Source organism: Pseudomonas arabinosi, assembly GCF_047758675.1.
In the GTDB taxonomy this organism is placed as follows: Bacteria; Pseudomonadota; Gammaproteobacteria; order Pseudomonadales; family Pseudomonadaceae; genus Aquipseudomonas; species Aquipseudomonas arabinosi.
This window is the reverse complement of the sequence record NZ_CP180480.1, coordinates 276,846-293,873: the sequence shown is the minus strand read 5'-3', so window position 1 is coordinate 293,873 and position 17,028 is coordinate 276,846. Positions and strand designations below refer to the sequence as shown.

Sequence of the window (17,028 nt, the reverse complement as noted above, 5' to 3'; positions counted from 1 at the left end):
TTCATGGTCAACAGTTGGCGTGTGCAACAAGCCGCACGAGCCATTCGCGCAGGCGCGGTGATTGCCTACCCAACCGAAGCGGTCTGGGGTCTGGGTTGCGACCCGTGGGACGAAGAGGCGGTCTATCGTCTGCTGGCGATCAAGGGGCGGTCGGTGGAAAAAGGGTTGATTCTGGTGGCCGACAACATTCGCCAGTTCGATTTCCTCTTCGAAGACTTCCCTGAATTGTGGATGGACCGCATGGCCAGCACCTGGCCAGGGCCGAACACCTGGCTGGTGCCGCATCAGAATATGTTGCCGCAGTGGATTACCGGCGTGCATGAAACGGTGGCGTTGCGGGTCAGCGATCACCCGTTGGTGCGGGATTTGTGCGCGGTGGTCGGGCCGTTGGTTTCAACGTCGGCCAACCCACAGGGCCAACCGGCGGCGCGGACGCGGATTCGCGTCGAGCAGTATTTCCGTGGGCAGGTGGATTACGTGTTGGGTGGGAATCTGGGTGGGCGCAAGAATCCGAGCGTGATCCGGGATCTCGCGACCGGCCACGTTGTGCGCCCAGACTGACACCGCGGCGCGGCCAATCGTCGGAACGCCGCCCGGACCAAGCTCGCTCCCACAGGGGATTTGTGATCGACACCTAACCAATGTGGGAGCGAGCCTGCTCGCGATGGCGTCCGTCAAGGCAGCAAAACAGTTGAGCCAGTCGTGCGCCGCGCCGACAACTCGGTCTGCGCCTTCGCCGCTTCGGCCAAGGGATACTTCTGGCTGATGTCCACTTTCAGCTTCCCGCTGATGATCATCTCAAACAGCTCATCCGCCATACGCTGAAGGTTCTCGGCGTTGTTGGCGTAAGTCGCGAGCGTAGGCCGGGTCACGTACAACGAACCCTTCGCCGACAGAATCCCCAGGTTCACCCCGTCTACCGCACCGGACGCATTGCCGAAGCTCACCACCAGACCGCGAGGCGCCGCGCTATCAAGCGAAGTCAGCCAAGTGTCCTTGCCCACGCCGTCGTACACCACCGGCACCTTTTTCCCGTCAGTCAATTCCAGTACGCGCTGTGCGACGTTTTCATGGCTGTAGTCGATGGTCGCCCAAGCGCCGTTGGCCTTGGCCAGTGCGGCTTTCTCCGGTGAACTGACCGTGCCGATCAACTTCACGCCCAACGCCTTGGCCCATTGGCAGGCCAGGGAGCCGACGCCACCCGCGGCAGCGTGAAACAGGATGGTTTCGCCACCCTTGAGATCATAGGTCTGACGCAGCAGGTATTGAACGGTCAAGCCCTTGAGCATTACGCCGGCGGCCTGTTCGAAGCTGATCGCGTCCGGCAGGTGCACCAGATTGGCCTCCGGCAACACGTGAACGTCGCTGTAGGCGCCCAACGGACCGCTGCCATATGCCACGCGATCACCGACCTTGAACCGGGTGACTTCACTGCCCACCGCCTCGACCACGCCCGCGCCTTCCGAGCCCACGCCCGATGGCAGGGCTGGCGGCGCATAGAGACCGCTGCGGTAATAGGTGTCGATGAAATTCAGGCCGATGGCCTTGTTGGTCACGCGAACCTGTTGCGGGCCAGGCTCGGCGGGTTGGTAATCGACATACTCAAGCACTTCAGGGCCGCCATGGGCGCGGAACTGGATACGCTTAGCCATCAGAACTCTCCTTAGGTCGTCTTGCGAAGCTCCCTATCGGACTCCTAACCATGATCTTCGTCAACTGCGGCAGGTCCATCTGCGATGTTATGCTACGCGCCCATTTGCGCCGCCCCCGCTCCCATGGAGCGCCGCGTAGCTTTGCCCGATTCAAGGTGATGACATGACGACCCGCACCGAGGCCGTAAAAGCCTACCTGCTCGACCTGCAAGACCGCATTTGCGCGGCCCTCGAAGCTGAAGACGGCGGCACGCAGTTCGTCGAAGACGCCTGGACCCGGACTGCCGGTGGTGGCGGCCGCACCCGGGTGATCGAAAACGGCGCGGTCATCGAAAAGGGCGGCGTCAACTTTTCCCACGTCTTCGGCAGCGGTCTCCCACCGTCCGCCAGCGCCCATCGGCCAGAGCTGGCCGGCCGTGGCTTTGAAGCCCTCGGCGTTTCTTTGGTCATTCATCCGCACAACCCGTATGTGCCGACGTCCCACGCCAACGTGCGCTTTTTCATCGCTGAAAAAGAGGGTGAAGAACCGGTCTGGTGGTTCGGTGGCGGCTTTGATCTGACGCCTTATTACGGTAATGAAGAAGACTGCGTGCATTGGCACCGCGTCGCCGAGCAGGCCTGCGCGCCGTTCGGTCCGGATGTTTATTCGCGCTACAAGGCCTGGTGCGACAGCTATTTCCACATCAAGCATCGCCACGAGCCGCGCGGCATCGGCGGCCTGTTCTTCGATGACTTGAACGAGTGGGACTTCGACACCAGCTTCGCTTTCATGCGCGCCATCGGTGACGCGTTCATCGACGCCTACCTGCCGATCGTGCAGCGCCGCAAAAATGATGCGTTTACCGCCAAACAGCGTGAATTCCAGGAGTTCCGCCGTGGGCGCTACGTTGAATTCAACCTGGTCTACGACCGCGGCACGCTGTTCGGTCTGCAATCGGGCGGGCGTACCGAGTCGATCCTGATGTCTCTGCCACCGCAAGTACGCTGGAGCTACGACTGGAAAGCCGAGCCGGGCAGCGAAGAAGCACGGCTGACCGAGTACTTCCTGCAAGACCGCGATTGGTTGGCCAAGGCCTGAACGAGGAATTCTGATGGACCGTTACGTCGTATTCGGTAACCCGATTGGCCACAGCAAGTCGCCGCTGATCCACCGTCTGTTCGCCGAGCAGACGGCTCAAAAGCTGGACTACAGCACGTTGCTGGCGCCCCTCGACGATTTTTCCACCTGCGCCCGGACGTTTTTCCTCGAAGGTCGCGGGGCAAATGTGACGGTGCCGTTCAAGGAAGAGGCCTATCGGCTGGCGAACAGTCTGACGGCGCGGGCGCAGCGGGCTGGTGCAGTGAACACGTTGAGCAAACTGGCCGATGGCAGCCTGCTGGGCGACAACACCGATGGCGCCGGACTGGTGCGGGACCTGACGGTCAATGCCGGTTTCAGCCTCAAGGGCAAACGCATCCTGCTGCTCGGTGCTGGCGGCGCAGTGCGCGGTGCGCTGGAGCCATTGCTGGCCGAGCAACCCGCCTCGGTCATTATCGCCAACCGCACGGTGGAAAAAGCCGAACTGTTGGCTGAATTGTTCGCGGACCTGGGGCCGGTGTCAGCCAGTGGTTTTGATTGGTTGAAGGAGTCGGTGGACCTGATCATCAACGCGACGTCCGCCAGTCTGTCAGGGGATGTACCGCCGATTGCCAGCAGTTTGATCGAGCCGGGCAAGACCGTGTGCTACGACATGATGTACGGCAAGGAGCCGACCTCGTTCTGCCGTTGGGCCAGTGAACATGGCGCGGCGGTGTCGATGGATGGCTTGGGGATGCTCGCGGAACAAGCGGCAGAGGCTTTCTTCCTGTGGCGCGGCGTACGCCCGGACACCGCGCCGGTGCTCGCCGAGCTTCGCCGCCAATTGGCCCGTTAAAAGCTTCGCGAGCAAGTCGAATCGTCGCACCGCCGCTCCCACATTGGTTTTGTGAACGCCACAGATCAAATGTGGGAGCGGGCTTGCTCGCGAATGGCCGCGACACCGATTTCGGATCAGTCCTCAAACCGGATCGGGCATTTCTCCGCCCCTTCCAGCTTCCGCAACTCTTCCACCACCTGCGGCCGCGCGCGCCGCAGGGTCAGGCTGCGATCCTGCCGCAGCAGCCGTCGCGCTTCCTGATGCAGCATCTCCACGCCTGAATAGTCGATGAAGTTGATCTGTTGCGCCTCGATCACCACGCGCGCGCCGTGCATCCGTTGCAGGCGTACTTGCAGGTAATGGCTGGCGCCAAAAAAGATCGAACCGCCAACCCGCAGAATGTCTTCATCCCCATCTCGCCAATGCTGAACCCGCGGTTGCGAGGTGCGTTTGAGGTAGAAGAACAGCGAGGCCAGCACCCCGGCGTAGATCGCGGTCTGCAATTCCAGCAGCAGCGTGGCGACACAGGTCAGCGCCATGACCAGGAACTCGGCGCGGCTGACCCGCAACAACGCGCGAATGCCGCGATGATCCACCAGCCCCCAAGCGATCAACAGAATGCTGCCGGCCATGGCCGGGATTGGAATGTGCGCGATCAAATTCGCACCGAAGATGGCGAACAGCGCCACCCACACCGCCGAAAAAACCCCGGCCATTGGCGAGCAGGCACCTGCTTCGTAGCTCAAGCCCGAGCGGGTGAAGGAGCCGGCTGACAGCGATCCGGAAAAAAACGCACCGACCATGTTCGATAAACCCTGGGCGCGGACTTCCTGATTGGCGTCGAGCAACTGCTGGGAGCGGGCCGACAAGGAGCGGGCAATCGACAGACTGGTGACCAGCCCGAGCATGCCCACCGCCACCGCGCTGGGTAGCAAGCGCAGAATCAGGTCCAGATCCAGCGGCAATGGGCTTAAGGGCGGCAGTCGGCCGACAAATGCGCTGACCAACTTCACATGGCCGAGCATCGATGGCCAGAACCAGACCAGCAATCCGCTCAGCGCCAGGGTGATCAACAGCGTTGGCCAGCGCGGCAGGAGCAATTTGAGGATCACGCCCACGACGACCGTCGCCAGGCCCAGCATTAGCGACGGTTTATCCACTTCGCCGAGGTGACTGAACAGCATCATCAAGCTGTTCAGCGCTGTTGCCTGGTTGGGCAATTCCAGCCCCAACAGATTCGGCAGTTGGCCGATGGCAATCACCACCGCCGCGCCGAGGGTGAAACCCAGCACCACCGAGTGCGAGACGAAATTCACCAAGGCGCCGAAGCGCAGCAAACCGAGCAGCCACTGGAAAATGCCGGCCAGCAGCGTCAGCAACAGGATCAGGGTGACGTAGTCCTCTGACGCAGGAACGGCCAGCGGACTGACGCTGGCGTACAAGACAATAGAAATTGCCGCCGTAGGACCGCAGATCAAGTGCCACGAAGAACCCCAGAGACAGGCGATCAGCACCGGGATAATCGCTGCGTACAGACCGTATTCAGGTGGGAGACCGGCGATCAGCGCGTAGGCAATGGATTGCGGCAACGCGAGAATCGCACCGCTGAGGCCGACGATCAGATCACGACCGACGCTGGCGCGGGTTTGCCGGGGCATCCAGCTGAGGAAGGGGAAGAGCGAATGGCGGCTTGGGAAGGCCATGGGTCCTCTCGGGTGGGATTTTGCGCAAGGGTAGCAGGACTAGCCGTTGATCGTTCCCACGCAGAGCGTGGGAACGATCGGTGGCGAGGGTTCAGAGTTTGGCTTTCACCGCCCCCAACGCATCCTTCCCATCCACTGTCTTCACCCCGTCCAGCCACTTATCCAGTACCGCCGGATTAGCCTTGATCCACGCCTTGGCCGCATCAGCATTGCTGACTTTCTTGTTCACCACGTCGGCCATGATGCTGTTCTCCATGTCCTGGGTGAAACTCAGGTTGGTGAGCAGTTTGCCGACGTTCGGGCAGGCCTGTGCATAACCTTTGCGGGTCAGGGTGTGAACGCTGCCGGTGTCGCCGAAGTACTTCTCGCCGCCCTTGAGGTAGTGCATTTTCAGTTGCACGTTCATCGGGTGCGGGGTCCAGCCGAGGAAGGTCACGAACTTCTGTTTTTTCACCGCGCGAGACACTTCCGCCAGCATGGCCTGCTCGCTGGACTCGACCAGTTTCCACTGGCCCATGTCGAAGTCGTTCTTCTTGATGATTTCCTGCAAGGAGATGTTGGCGGGAGCGCCGGAGCCGATGCCGTAGATCTTCTTGTCGAACTTGTCGGCGTATTTGTTCAGGTCGGAAAAGTTATGCACACCCGCATCCCAGACGTAATCCGGGACCGCGAGGGTGAATTCGGTGCCGTCGAGGTTCTTCGCCAATTGCGTGACATCGCCGGTGGCCACGAACTTGTCGTAGAAACCCTGCTGCGCCGGCATCCAGTTACCCAGAAACACGTCGACCTGACCATCCTTCAAGCCGCCAAAGGTGATCGGCACCGCCAGCGTGTCGACCTTGGCCTTGTAGCCCATGCCGTCCAGCAGAAACCCGGTGATGGCGTTGGTCGCGGCGATGTCGCTCCAGCCAGGGTCGGCCATTTTCACCGTCTCGCAACTCTGATCGGCATAGGCCGATGCACTGCCCAGAGCCAGAAGCCCGACCGTCATTGCTGTGGATAACCTACGCATGGCATTCCCCTTAACATTATTGGTTTTGGCAGGGTTGTGGATAACGTGCTTTACGCTCCAGATCGTCGAGGTCGATGTGGTTGCGCATGTACTGCTGACTGGCGTCCACCAGCGGCTGGTGATCCCAGCTCTTTAGCTTGCCGAGGGTTAACGCCTCGGCGACAAAACGTCGGCGCCGTTGGCTGGCGAGTACTTGTTGATGGATCGCGGGGATATCCCATTTGGCCCGGGCTTCGGCGAGAAATTCATCGAAAAGCGGCCGATGTTGCGGCGATTGGCTGAGTTCTTCCTGTTCACGCGGGTCGTTGTGTACATCGAAGAGCAGGCAAGGATCGTCTTCGCTGTAGATGAATTTGTAGGCGCCGCGGCGAATCATCATCAGCGGGCTGATGGTGCCTTCAGCCATGTATTCGCCGAAGACTTCGTCATGACCGCCCTGCCCTTGCAGGTGCGAGACCAGAGAGCGGCCATCCAGCGGCAGCCCCGGCTCCAGCGAACCGCCGGCCAGTTCGACGAAGGTCGGCAACAGATCGGCAGTGGAGACCGCCGCGCTGACCCGGCCAGCCCCGAACTGCCCCGGCGCACTGATCAACAGCGGCACGCGGGCGGCCATTTCGTACCAATGCATTTTGTACCAGAGCCCACGCTCGCCGAGCATGTCGCCGTGGTCGCCGGAGAATACGATGATGGTGTCATCGATCAGGCCGGTTTCCTCGAGTGTTTGCAGGAGTTTGCCGACGTTACTATCGATATAGCTGCACGCACCGAAGTACGCCCGGCGCGCATCACGAATCTTATCCACAGGCAGCGGTTTGTCCCACAGGTCGTAAACCTTGAGCAAACGCTGGGAGTGCGGATCAAGTTCGGTCTGCGCCGGGGTTTCGGGCAACGGGATGTCGGCGTCGTCGTACATATCCCAGAAAGCCTTGGGAATGGTGTACGGGTCGTGTGGGTGAGTCATCGAAACGGTCAGGCAGAACGGCTGATCGCCGTCTTCCCGGATGTGATCGAACAAATACTGTTGGGCCTTGAACACCACCTCTTCGTCGAAATCCAGCTGATTGGTGCGTACGCACGGCCCGGCCTGCAGCACCGATGACATGTTGTGAAACCAGGTTGGACGCACGTCCGGCTCGTCCCAGTTCACAGACCAACCGTAATCGGCCGGGTAGATGTCGCTGGTCAGGCGTTCCTCATAGCCGTGCAGCTGATCCGGGCCGCAGAAATGCATCTTGCCCGACAGCGCGGTGCGGTAGCCGAGTCGACGCAGGTAGTGGGCATAAGTCGGTACATCGGCGGGGAAATCGGCCGCGTTGTCGTAGGCGCCGATCTTGCTCGGCAACTGACCGCTGACCAGGGTAAAACGCGACGGCGCGCACAGTGGGCTGTTGCAATACGCGGCGTCGAACACCACACCTTCGGCGGCGAGGCGGCTGAGATTCGGCAGTTTGATGGGCGAAGGGCCGTAGAACGGCAACATTGGCGCGGCCATCTGATCGGCCATGATGAAAAGAATATTCTTGCGCTTCATGTGATCGCGGCATTCCATAGTGAATATTTATGCGAGAGTGCTGCGATCGAGCATGTAGCCCATGCAATTTGTGGTAAAGCCCATGCGCGGCAATGACTAGGATAAGCACAGCTTATGTATGACGCCCTTGGTGATTTGTCTCTGGATTTACTTCGTGCTTTTGAAGCAGCGGCCCGTCAGCGCAGCTTCACGGCTGCAGCGGTGGAGCTCGGCACCACGCAACCGGCTATCAGCCAACAGATCAAACGGCTGGAAGAACAACTCGGGACACGGCTGTTCGACCGGATCTATCGCGGCATCGAGCTGACCGAGGCCGGGACGATCCTGTTTGAGCAGGTTCAGCTCGGATTGCAGAACATCGACGCAGGATTGAGTGCGATCAGCGCACAGCATCAGCATGAAGTGTTGCAGGTCGCCACCGATTTTGCCTTCGCCGCGTATTGGCTGATGCCGCGCCTGCACCGCTTTCATGCCGCCAATCCTCAAGTGGACGTCAGCCTGGTCACCAGCGAACGCAGCCTCAATATGCTGCGCACCGATATTGATGTGGCGGTTTTGTTTGGTGATGGCCGATTCAAGCAGGGCGAAAGCCATTGGCTGTTCAGCGAGGAAGTATTTCCGGTGTGCAGCCCGCTGCTGTTGAAGGATCGTCCCCTGCCCTTGCCCTCCCAGTCATTGCTCGAGTTCCCGCTGCTGCACCTTCGAGGCGAAAACAGCAGCAACTGGTTCGACTGGAGCGGCGTGTTTCGTGAGCTGGGGATCGCTTCGGCACCTGCGCCTGGGCAATTGCGCTTCGACAATTACACGCTGCTGATTCAAGCGGCGATTGGCGGCCAGGGCGTGGCGATTGGATGGCGGCACCTTGTGGATAACTTGCTGGCGCAAGGTTTGTTGTGTCGACCGATTGCGGAAACGGTGATTTCCAGGCTCGGCTATTACGTGGTCCTGCCCCAGCGGAAACGGCGTGGTGCGCTGATTCAACAGTTTGTGGACTGGCTGATGGCTGAGCAGGCCAGCAGTGCGCAATCGTTGAATGGCCTGCCGCTGCCGTCTATCGCTGTATAGCCTCGGTGGCGACGAAGGTCACGTGTTCGCCGACATGCAGGTTCAACCGCAACTCATCGGCAATTCCGACCGCCGCCCGGCTCAACTGTTCAAGCGGTTCGGCGAGGCCCGGCTCCAGGCTGCTGCTGACGTGGCTGAAATGCTCGATGGTCAGCCCGGGCACCCCGCGCGGCGTATTCACCAGCGTCCAGTGCAGGGTGCTGCTTTGCAGGGCCTCGCGGATTTCTTCGGCGGCGTGGCGTTGCAGTCGATCTTCTATCTCCGGATCGTCCAGTGCCTCGAAATCTCCGACCAGAAACAGCCGGGCAATCCCTGAGGCCTGCATGCCATCGATCAGAGCATCCACCGCCAGCACTTGCTCGACCGGGCCAGGTACGATGGATTTTTCCACGTGCTCGCTGTTCATCGGCAACCCGGGTGCATCCAGCAGACAGATCACCGCCGAACACCCGGCGACACTCTGCTTGACCCGCTTGGCGTCGAACAAATCGCCGGTCTTGGTCCGCAATCCCGGGCGCGGCGCGAGGGCCGTCAGGTCATCGAGAATCGCGATTACTTCATGTTGGCGCCTTAGCATTTCAGCCATCAGCGCACTGCCCAGGCTACTCATGGCACCATAAAGCACCACTTTCACCACCGGGGTTTCGGCATTTTTCATGGCCGTGCTCCGTTCTTCCTGTCTCTATGGCGTGTGACCTGTGGGAAACAACGCCGGTTCGACTCGGTTCAGAGGGTTTCAAATGCAGCGGATCAAGGGCTACCACGCCCATGTCTACTTCGACGCCAGCACCCTTGCTCAGGCGCGAGCCTTGTGTGAGCAGGCGGCGCAACTGTTTCCAGTGAAGATGGGCCGCGTCCATGAACGACCGGTGGGTCCGCATCCGGACTGGAGCTGCCAGTTGGCTTTCGAGCCGCAATACATCGGCGACGTGCTGCCCTGGCTTGCGCTCAACCGCAAGGGTTTGGTGGTGTTCCTGCACCCGGACACCGGCGACGATCTGCTCGACCACACCGAGCACGCCATCTGGATGGGCGCGATTCGGCCACTGGATCTGTCTATTTTTTGATCAGTTTACAACTGTTCCTCAGCTTCGCCGGGCAAATGTTCATCCAGATGCAGCCACGGCAGTCGGTTGTCAGTCCAGATATGTTTTTCGGCGGGTGCCTGCTCGGGATGATCGAGGGTGGCGATGGTCACGTCGATGCTGTCCGGGCTCAGCTGCGTTATCAGCGCCAGTTGCGCCCCACAGTTGCCGCAGAAATACCGCACGCAGGGTGTTGAAGAGTTGTACTGCGCTGGTGTTCCTTTCACCCATTCAAAGGCTGACGCGGGCACGGTGATCCAGGTGGTCACGATCCCGCCGCTGACCCGTCGGCAAATCGAACAATGACAGTGGGCGATATCGTGCAAAGGCCCGCTGAATTGATAGCGCAGATGTCCGCAGTGGCAGCCGCCCGTATGAATTTCGGCCATGTTTTGTCCTCCTGCCCTGTGTTCAGGGACTTGAAACCCGTCCGACGACCGGTTGCACATCTGGTCAATGCTTTCATCCGCGAAAGCTGGGTGAAAGCTTCCCCGATTAGGATCGCCCCCACTACCGGCAACAGACCGGTCGGCCAATGCCAGTGTTTTATCGCTCGCACAGCCCATTTAACAACAACAATGGTGATCCTGATGTCCTCTTCTACCCGCCGCTTCGCTGTCACTCCGCCCATACGCCTCGTGCTTCCCGTTCTGCGCTGACCCACCCGGTTCGCCCATTCCCTAGCCGCGCTATGCCTGGAGTATTCCCATGCTGACTTTCCTTGGCTTTGCCATGGTCATCACGTTCATGTTCCTGATCATGACCAAGCGCCTGTCCGCGCTGATCGCTCTGATCATCATCCCGATCCTGTTCGCGCTGTTCGGTGGTTTTGCGCCGAAGATCGGCCCGATGATGCTCGAAGGCATCACCAAGCTCGCACCGACCGGTGTGATGCTGATGTTCGCCATTCTGTACTTCGCCCTGATGATCGACTCCGGCCTGTTCGACCCGGCCGTGCGCAAGATCCTCAAAATGGTCAAGGGCGACCCGTTGAAAGTTTCGGTCGGCACCGCCGTACTGGCGCTCGTCGTCTCCCTCGATGGTGACGGCGCGACCACTTATATGATCTGCGTGGCCGCCATGCTGCCGCTCTACGCCCGTATCGGCATGAGCCCGCGGATCATGGCTGGCCTGATCATCCTCGCCGGTGGCGTGATGAACATGACGCCATGGGGCGGCCCGACCGCTCGTGCGGCCAGTGCGCTGCATGTGGACCCGTCCGACATCTTCGTACCGATGATTCCGGCGATGGCTTTCGGGGTGCTGGCCATCCTCGCGATTGCCTACTTCTACGGCAAGCGTGAACGTGCGCGCCTGGGTGAGCTGCACCTGGTGGGCGATGAAATCGACCACAGTGAAATCAGCGTTTCGCAATTCCCGGATGCCCGTCGTCCGAAGTTGATCTGGTTCAACGGCGCCCTGACCCTGGCCCTGATGTGCACCCTGGCTGCCGGTCTGTTGCCGCTGCCGGTGCTGTTCATGGTGGCTTTCAGCATCGCGATGATCGTCAACTACCCGTGCCTGCAACAACAGAAGGATCGCGTCGCGGCCCACGCCGGTAGCGTGCTGGCGGTGGTCGGTTTGATCTTCGCGGCCGGTATCTTCACCGGTATCCTGACGGGCACCGGCATGGTCGATGCGATGTCGAAAAGCCTGTTGGCGGTCATCCCGGACTTCCTCGGCCCGTACCTGGCGGTGATTACTGCACTGGTGAGCATGCCGTTCACATTCTTTATGTCGAACGATGCATTTTATTACGGCGTGTTACCGGTACTTGCGGAAGCCGCCAGCCATTACGGTATAACCGCGGTTGAAATGGCACGTGCCTCGATCGTCGGTCAGCCCGTCCACTTGCTGAGCCCGCTGGTACCATCGACCTATCTGTTGGTGGCCCTGGCCGGTATCGACTTCGGTGATCACCAGCGTTTTACCCTGAAGTGGGCAGTGCTGGTTTGCATGTGCATACTGATTGCCGCTTTGCTGATGGGGATTTTTCCGCTGTTCAGCACTCTATAAGCCCAAGACTCACCATGACGGGTCCAGGCTTTGTTGTTTGAAGCCTGGGCCCTTCGTGGTTTAACACTCGCACAAAGGAATACACATGGAATGGCTGACCAACCCTGAAATCTGGGTTGCCTTCTTCACCCTGACCGCCCTGGAAATCGTCCTGGGTATCGATAACATCATCATGATTTCGATCCTGGTCAGCCGCATGCCCAAGCACATGCAGCAGCGCACCCGGATTTTCGGCCTGGCACTGGCCATGGTTACGCGGATCCTGTTGCTGCTGTCGATCACCTGGGTCATGCGCCTTACCGCCGACTTGTTCGAAGTGTTCGGCCAGGGCATTTCCGGGCGAGACCTGATCCTGTTCTTTGGTGGCCTGTTCCTGCTGTGGAAGAGCTCGCAAGAGATGTACCACGCGCTGGAAGGTGAAGACGAAACCAATGAGGAGCCGGGCGGCAAGGGCGGCAACTTCCTCTACACCATCATTCAGATCGCAATTATCGACATCGTGTTCTCGCTGGACTCGGTCATCACTGCTGTGGGCATGGTGTCCCACGTACCGGTCATGGTCGCGGCGATCGTGGTTGCCGTGCTGGTGATGATGTGGGCTTCGGGCACCATCAGCGAGTTCATCGACAAGCACCCGTCGCTGAAGATGCTGGCGCTGTCGTTCCTGTTGATCGTCGGTACTGTGCTGATTGCTGAGTCCTTGGACGTTCACGTGCCAAAAGGCTACGTCTACTTCGCCATGGCGTTCTCGCTGGCGGTGGAAGCGATCAACATCAAGATGCGCACCGCGATGGCGAAAAAGCGCAAACAGCAGGACCCGGTGAAACTGCGCAAGGACATTCCGGGTCAATAACCCGAGCCTGTGCACTGGCTGGTGTCAGCCAGTGCACAAAACTTGTGGGAGCGAGCCTGCTCGCGATAGCGGCCTGTCAGTCAACATCGATGTTGAATGTGACGGCCCCATCGCGAGCAGGCTCGCTCCCACATTTTTTTTGCTCTGTGATTACCCTGGCGGATCGAGGTTATCCAGCACTCGATTCACCGCCAATTCCCCCAACATGATGCTTTGCTGAATCCCCAGCAGGGTGTTGCGCTGAGAACCTTCCAGAAAACCGGCAAAATCACTGGCCATGACACTGGCCGACGCCAACGATTCGCAGGCGTGAGCGAGCAGGGTTTCGTTATCGACCTCGGGGTTGATGAGGAAGATGGTGCTGGATTTTCGCGGTGGGTTGGGTGTGACTTTGAACATAGGGACTTTCTCCAGTATGGCCGCAACCCGTTCGCTACTAATACGAAAGGGTGGCAGCTGTGCACAGGTTAGTAGACCGGCAAAGTCACCTAAAACACCCGGCGCGCCCGAGGGCGCCCTATGCACAGCCACCATCAAGCGCAGGCGGATACCTGACTGGATGACGCTTGTACAACCGAGATGACTGGCCGGACTACTAAACCCGATCACTGATGGGCAGTGACGGGAGCCAAGTTACCGACGAGCCTCTAGGCGCACAAGCCGGCGGATTCTGGCGTAACCGTAGGCAACGGCGCAAGGCGTTGTAGCCTCCGAGAAGTAACTCTGGGTGTCATTAAACATGTGTTGCAGAGCGCGTGAATCACATCAACGCAGTTGAAGAATTAGCCGACAGTTCTTTCCAAAGGTTGACGCACAGACCGCAGGTTATGTTCGCGTAACCTTTCAACTGAGGTGCTGAGATCTATGGGCCCCTTTTTCATACCTGCATCAACCTGTTTTCATGACAGTTTTGTTTCAATCGCTACTTTAGCTGTGCGATGCTGGCGCGCAGACCGTTAGCCAACTACAGCTTAAGTACAGAACGTAGAAGAACGCGCGGCACCGTCAACTTGCCCCTTTGGGGCGCTACCACCACAGGGGGCCTGCATGCTCACCCTGCTCAATTTGTTATCTGCCGTGGCCTTGTTGATTTGGGGCACGCACATCGTCCGAACCGGCATCCTGCGGGTCTACGGTTCCAACCTGCGCCATGTGATTGGCCGGAACATGTCCAAGCGCTGGCTGGCGTTCGTCTCGGGGATCGTTGTGACGGCGATGGTCCAGAGCAGCAACGCCACCGCCATGCTCGTCACCTCCTTTGTCGGTCAGGGCCTGATGGCGCTGACCCCGGCCCTGGCGACCATGCTCGGGGCCGACGTCGGTACTGCGCTGATGGCGCGGGTGCTGACCTTCGACCTGTCGTGGCTGTCGCCGCTGCTGATCTTTCTTGGGGTGATTTTCTTCCTGTCGCGCAAACAGACCCGGGTCGGACAGATGGGTCGGGTCGGTATCGGCCTGGGGCTGATCATCCTGGCGCTGCAACTGATCGTCGAATCCGCCGCGCCGATCACCCAGGCCCAAGGCGTGAAAGTGATTTTCGCCTCGCTGACCGGCGACATCCTGCTGGATGCCTTGGTCGGCGCGCTGTTTGCGATGGTTTCCTACTCCAGCCTGGCCGCCGTCCTGCTGACCGCGACCCTGGCCGGTGCCGCAGTGATCAGCCTGCCCGTGGCCATCGGTCTGGTGATCGGCGCCAACATCGGCAGCGGCATCCTCGCCTTCCTCAGCACCAGCATGCAGAACGCCGCCGGCCGCCAGGTGGCGTTGGGCAGCTTGCTGTACAAGTTGATTGGTCTGTTGCTGATCATCCCGGTGCTCGACCCGTTGGTGCACTGGATCGACAGTCTGGACTTCAGCCCTCAGGAAATGGTCATCGGCTTTCACCTGCTCTACAACACCGCGCGCTGCCTGATTTTGCTGCCGAGTGTCGGGCCGATGGCCAGGTTCTGTGCGTGGGTGCTGCCGGAGCGCCCGCAACTCAACGGCACTGCCAAACCGCGGCATCTTGATCCGACGGCGCTGGTCACGCCCAGTTTGGCGCTGGCCAATGCCGCCCGGGAAACCCTGCGTATCGGCGACCTGATCGACAACATGCTCGAGGCCATGCTCGACGTGCTGAACGGCAAGCAAACCGCCGTTACCCAGGAAATGCGGCGCCTGACCGATGATGTGGAATCGCTCTACGGTGCGATCAAGCTGTATCTGGCGCAAATGCCCCGCGAAGACCTCAGCGAGCAGGACAGTCGGCGCTGGGCGGAAATCATCGAACTGGCGATCAACCTCAAGCTCGCCAGCGACCTCATCGAACGCATGCTGCGCAAGGTCCAGCAGCAGAAAACCTCGCAGCGCCGGTCTTTTTCCGAAGTCGGCCTGGAAGAGTTGGCGGGGCTGCACACTCAGTTGATATCCAATCTGCGCCTGGGGTTGTCGGTGTTCCTCAGTGCCGATAAGGAAAGTGCCCGCCAGTTATTGCGTGAGAAACGTCGCTTTCGCGCACAGGAACGCCGCCTGGCTCATGCTCACGTCAGCCGATTGCAACGTAAGATCGTGCAGAGTATCGAGACCAGCTCGTTGCACTTGGAGTTGATTGCCGACATGAAGCGTCTGAATTCGCTGTTTTGCAGCAGCGCCTATGTGGTGCTGGAAACTTCCGACACCGGTGCCCTGGCGGTCGACGATTTCGCTGACATCACTCATTCACCCTGAACGTCCACAGTTGCCTGAAGTCTGTTGAACTTACGCTAGCCGTATGGAAACCCGTTATGCGTTGTCTGTTGTTTGCCTGTCTGTTGCTTGGCTCATTCCCTTCATTTGCCCTGGATCGCTTTCAGGTCGAGGGCTATACGCTGCCCAATGGCCTGCAATTAATGCTCAAACCCGGCACCGAGCGCGGGCATGTGGCGATTCGTCTGGTGGTCGGCGTCGGCATCGATGATTTCAGTTGCGCCGACAAGGAGCTGCCGCACCTGCTTGAGCACTTGCTGTTCAGCGGCATCGACGCCACGGGCGAAGGCGGGCTGGAAGAACGCATGCAGGCCCTGGGTGGCGAGTGGAATGCCTACACCAGCAATGCCGACACGACGTTCGTCATCGAAGCCCCGGCGAAAAACCAGCGCAAGGTCCTCGACCTGCTGCTGGCGCTGCTGACCCAGACCCGAATCGACGACAACGCCATCAACGCCGCCAAACAAGTGGTCGAGCGCGAAGACGGCGGCCATTACTCGCACCTGCAACGCTGGCTGGATCGCCAGGACCTTGGCCACACGGCGAGTAATCAGCTGGCAGTGGAACTGGGCCTCAAATGCCCCGAGCGGCCCGAGGTCGATCACCTGACCCGCGATCAGTTGGAAAAGGTACGCAAGGCCTGGTACGCGCCCAACAACATGACCCTGATCGTGGTCGGCGACCTCGAGCGGGTGCTGCCGGCCTATCTGGAACGGTCTTATGGAGCGCTTGAAGCGGTCGACCCGACTGATCACCCGCCCCTGCCGGCCATCCAGGCCAGTGCTGCCCATGAGCGCACCCTGAGTCACGGTTTTGTCGGCGGCAGTGCCAAGTTGCATTGGCTGGTGCCAGAGCCGGTGCTGGAGGATCAGCATGACGAAACCTTCGACTTGCTCAAGGACTATCTGGACTGGGCGCTCTACCGCCAGATGCGCTTGGCCCATGGCTTGTCCTACGGGCCTTCGGCCGAGCGCGAGGTGTTTGGCGGCGTGGGCTTCATGAGCCTGAACGCGGACCTTGAGCGCGACGACGTGCCCGAGGCCGAACAGGTGCTGGAGGACCTGAAGGCCGGGTTGCTCAGGGACGGTCTCAATGCCAACACCTTCAACCGCCTCAAGCAGGCCGCCATCGCCCGCCAGGCCTGGGCCGTGCAAGGCAACAGCGCGTTGGCCGATTATTACTGGAGTGCCCTTGGGGACTACGAGGACGGCCGTTTCGCCAACCCGGCCAAGGAACTGCAAGGGGTGACGCTGGAGGAAGCCAACAAGGCCATGCGTGAATTGCTCATGCAGCCGGGCTACCTGCGGATCGAACAGCCGTTGATCAGTGATGATCAGTTTATTTGGGCGATTGCCGGGGTGCTGGGGCTCGTCGTATTGATGCTGATGGGTTGGCGCTTGCATCGAAGGAAGCCGCCAACCGTGTAGCGTTGTGGTGAGGGGATTCGTGATCGGACCGCAGCCCCTCGCCACGCCGCCCTCTCGGCGGTTAC

16 protein-coding genes are annotated in these 17,028 nt (G+C 60.1%); 9 read left to right on the top strand and 7 right to left on the bottom strand.

Annotation, left to right across the window (positions count from 1 at the left end):
• The first annotated feature begins 3 nt into the window (after nt 1-3).
• A complete protein-coding gene (locus ACMXYJ_RS01275) occupies nt 4-561 on the top strand; it encodes an L-threonylcarbamoyladenylate synthase (RefSeq protein ID WP_056738480.1) in 558 nt (185 codons plus the stop codon).
• Nucleotides 562-674: 113 nt separating this feature from the next.
• On the opposite strand, the gene ACMXYJ_RS01270 is transcribed toward ACMXYJ_RS01275, so the two are convergent.
• Entirely contained in the window at nt 675-1,652 is a 978-nt protein-coding gene (locus ACMXYJ_RS01270) for an NADPH:quinone reductase (RefSeq protein ID WP_415758517.1), read from the bottom strand.
• A 163-nt stretch (nt 1,653-1,815) separates the two neighbouring features.
• Between ACMXYJ_RS01270 and hemF the strand changes: the two genes are divergently transcribed.
• Both hemF and aroE read left to right on the top strand, forming a co-directional pair.
• Nucleotides 1,816-2,730 carry an oxygen-dependent coproporphyrinogen oxidase gene (gene hemF, locus ACMXYJ_RS01265; RefSeq protein ID WP_415758516.1) on the top strand — a complete coding sequence of 305 codons (915 nt, stop codon included), beginning with the start codon at nt 1,816-1,818 and terminating at the stop codon, nt 2,728-2,730.
• Nucleotides 2,731-2,743: 13 nt separating this feature from the next.
• A complete protein-coding gene (gene aroE, locus ACMXYJ_RS01260; protein ID WP_415758515.1) occupies nt 2,744-3,565 on the top strand; it encodes a shikimate dehydrogenase in 822 nt (273 codons plus the stop codon).
• 116 nt (nt 3,566-3,681) lie between these two features.
• Here aroE and ACMXYJ_RS01255 read toward each other — a convergent pair whose 3' ends face one another.
• The 3 genes from ACMXYJ_RS01255 to betC form a co-directional block, all read right to left on the bottom strand.
• The gene (locus ACMXYJ_RS01255; RefSeq protein WP_415758514.1) at nt 3,682-5,250 is read right to left on the bottom strand and encodes a SulP family inorganic anion transporter; all 1,569 of its coding nucleotides are present in this window, start codon (nt 5,248-5,250) and stop codon (nt 3,682-3,684) included.
• Nucleotides 5,251-5,341: 91 nt separating this feature from the next.
• Entirely contained in the window at nt 5,342-6,262 is a 921-nt protein-coding gene (gene choX, locus ACMXYJ_RS01250; RefSeq protein ID WP_415758513.1) for a choline ABC transporter substrate-binding protein, read from the bottom strand.
• Between the two features lie 16 nt (nt 6,263-6,278).
• Complete coding sequence (gene betC / locus ACMXYJ_RS01245) at nt 6,279-7,793, bottom strand: choline-sulfatase (RefSeq protein WP_415758512.1); 1,515 nt, start codon at nt 7,791-7,793, stop codon at nt 6,279-6,281.
• A gap of 114 nt (nt 7,794-7,907) precedes the next feature.
• Here betC and ACMXYJ_RS01240 point away from each other — a divergent pair, with 114 nt between their 5' ends.
• Nucleotides 7,908-8,858, top strand: coding sequence for a choline sulfate utilization transcriptional regulator (locus ACMXYJ_RS01240; RefSeq protein ID WP_095126794.1), 951 nt, complete (start codon nt 7,908-7,910; stop codon nt 8,856-8,858).
• Here ACMXYJ_RS01240 and ACMXYJ_RS01235 read toward each other — a convergent pair.
• Nucleotides 8,845-9,516, bottom strand: coding sequence for an NAD(P)-dependent oxidoreductase (locus ACMXYJ_RS01235; protein ID WP_415758511.1), 672 nt, complete (start codon nt 9,514-9,516; stop codon nt 8,845-8,847). The genes ACMXYJ_RS01240 and ACMXYJ_RS01235 overlap by 14 nt on opposite strands.
• Nucleotides 9,517-9,598: 82 nt before the next feature.
• Here ACMXYJ_RS01235 and ACMXYJ_RS01230 point away from each other — a divergent pair, with 82 nt between their 5' ends.
• The gene (locus ACMXYJ_RS01230; RefSeq protein WP_415758510.1) at nt 9,599-9,925 is read left to right on the top strand and encodes a DOPA 4,5-dioxygenase family protein; all 327 of its coding nucleotides are present in this window, start codon (nt 9,599-9,601) and stop codon (nt 9,923-9,925) included.
• A gap of 5 nt (nt 9,926-9,930) precedes the next feature.
• On the opposite strand, the gene ACMXYJ_RS01225 is transcribed toward ACMXYJ_RS01230, so the two are convergent.
• A complete protein-coding gene (locus tag ACMXYJ_RS01225; protein ID WP_415758509.1) occupies nt 9,931-10,332 on the bottom strand; it encodes a GFA family protein in 402 nt (133 codons plus the stop codon).
• Between the two features lie 319 nt (nt 10,333-10,651).
• On the opposite strand from ACMXYJ_RS01225, the gene ACMXYJ_RS01220 reads away from it, so the two are divergent.
• Nucleotides 10,652-11,959, top strand: a complete 1,308-nt coding sequence (locus ACMXYJ_RS01220; protein WP_415758508.1) for a CitMHS family transporter — start codon at nt 10,652-10,654, stop codon at nt 11,957-11,959.
• Between the two features lie 85 nt (nt 11,960-12,044).
• The gene (locus tag ACMXYJ_RS01215) at nt 12,045-12,812 is read left to right on the top strand and encodes a TerC family protein (RefSeq protein ID WP_415758507.1); all 768 of its coding nucleotides are present in this window, start codon (nt 12,045-12,047) and stop codon (nt 12,810-12,812) included.
• 150 nt (nt 12,813-12,962) lie between these two features.
• On the opposite strand, the gene ACMXYJ_RS01210 is transcribed toward ACMXYJ_RS01215, so the two are convergent.
• Nucleotides 12,963-13,211 (bottom strand): DUF6124 family protein, encoded by a 249-nt coding sequence (locus ACMXYJ_RS01210; RefSeq protein ID WP_415758506.1) that lies wholly within the window; start codon nt 13,209-13,211, stop codon nt 12,963-12,965.
• A gap of 648 nt (nt 13,212-13,859) precedes the next feature.
• On the opposite strand from ACMXYJ_RS01210, the gene ACMXYJ_RS01205 reads away from it, so the two are divergent.
• The gene (locus ACMXYJ_RS01205) at nt 13,860-15,518 is read left to right on the top strand and encodes a Na/Pi cotransporter family protein (RefSeq protein WP_415758505.1); all 1,659 of its coding nucleotides are present in this window, start codon (nt 13,860-13,862) and stop codon (nt 15,516-15,518) included.
• Between the two features lie 56 nt (nt 15,519-15,574).
• Complete coding sequence (locus ACMXYJ_RS01200; RefSeq protein ID WP_415758504.1) at nt 15,575-16,963, top strand: M16 family metallopeptidase; 1,389 nt, start codon at nt 15,575-15,577, stop codon at nt 16,961-16,963.
• Nucleotides 16,964-17,028 lie beyond the last annotated feature (65 nt).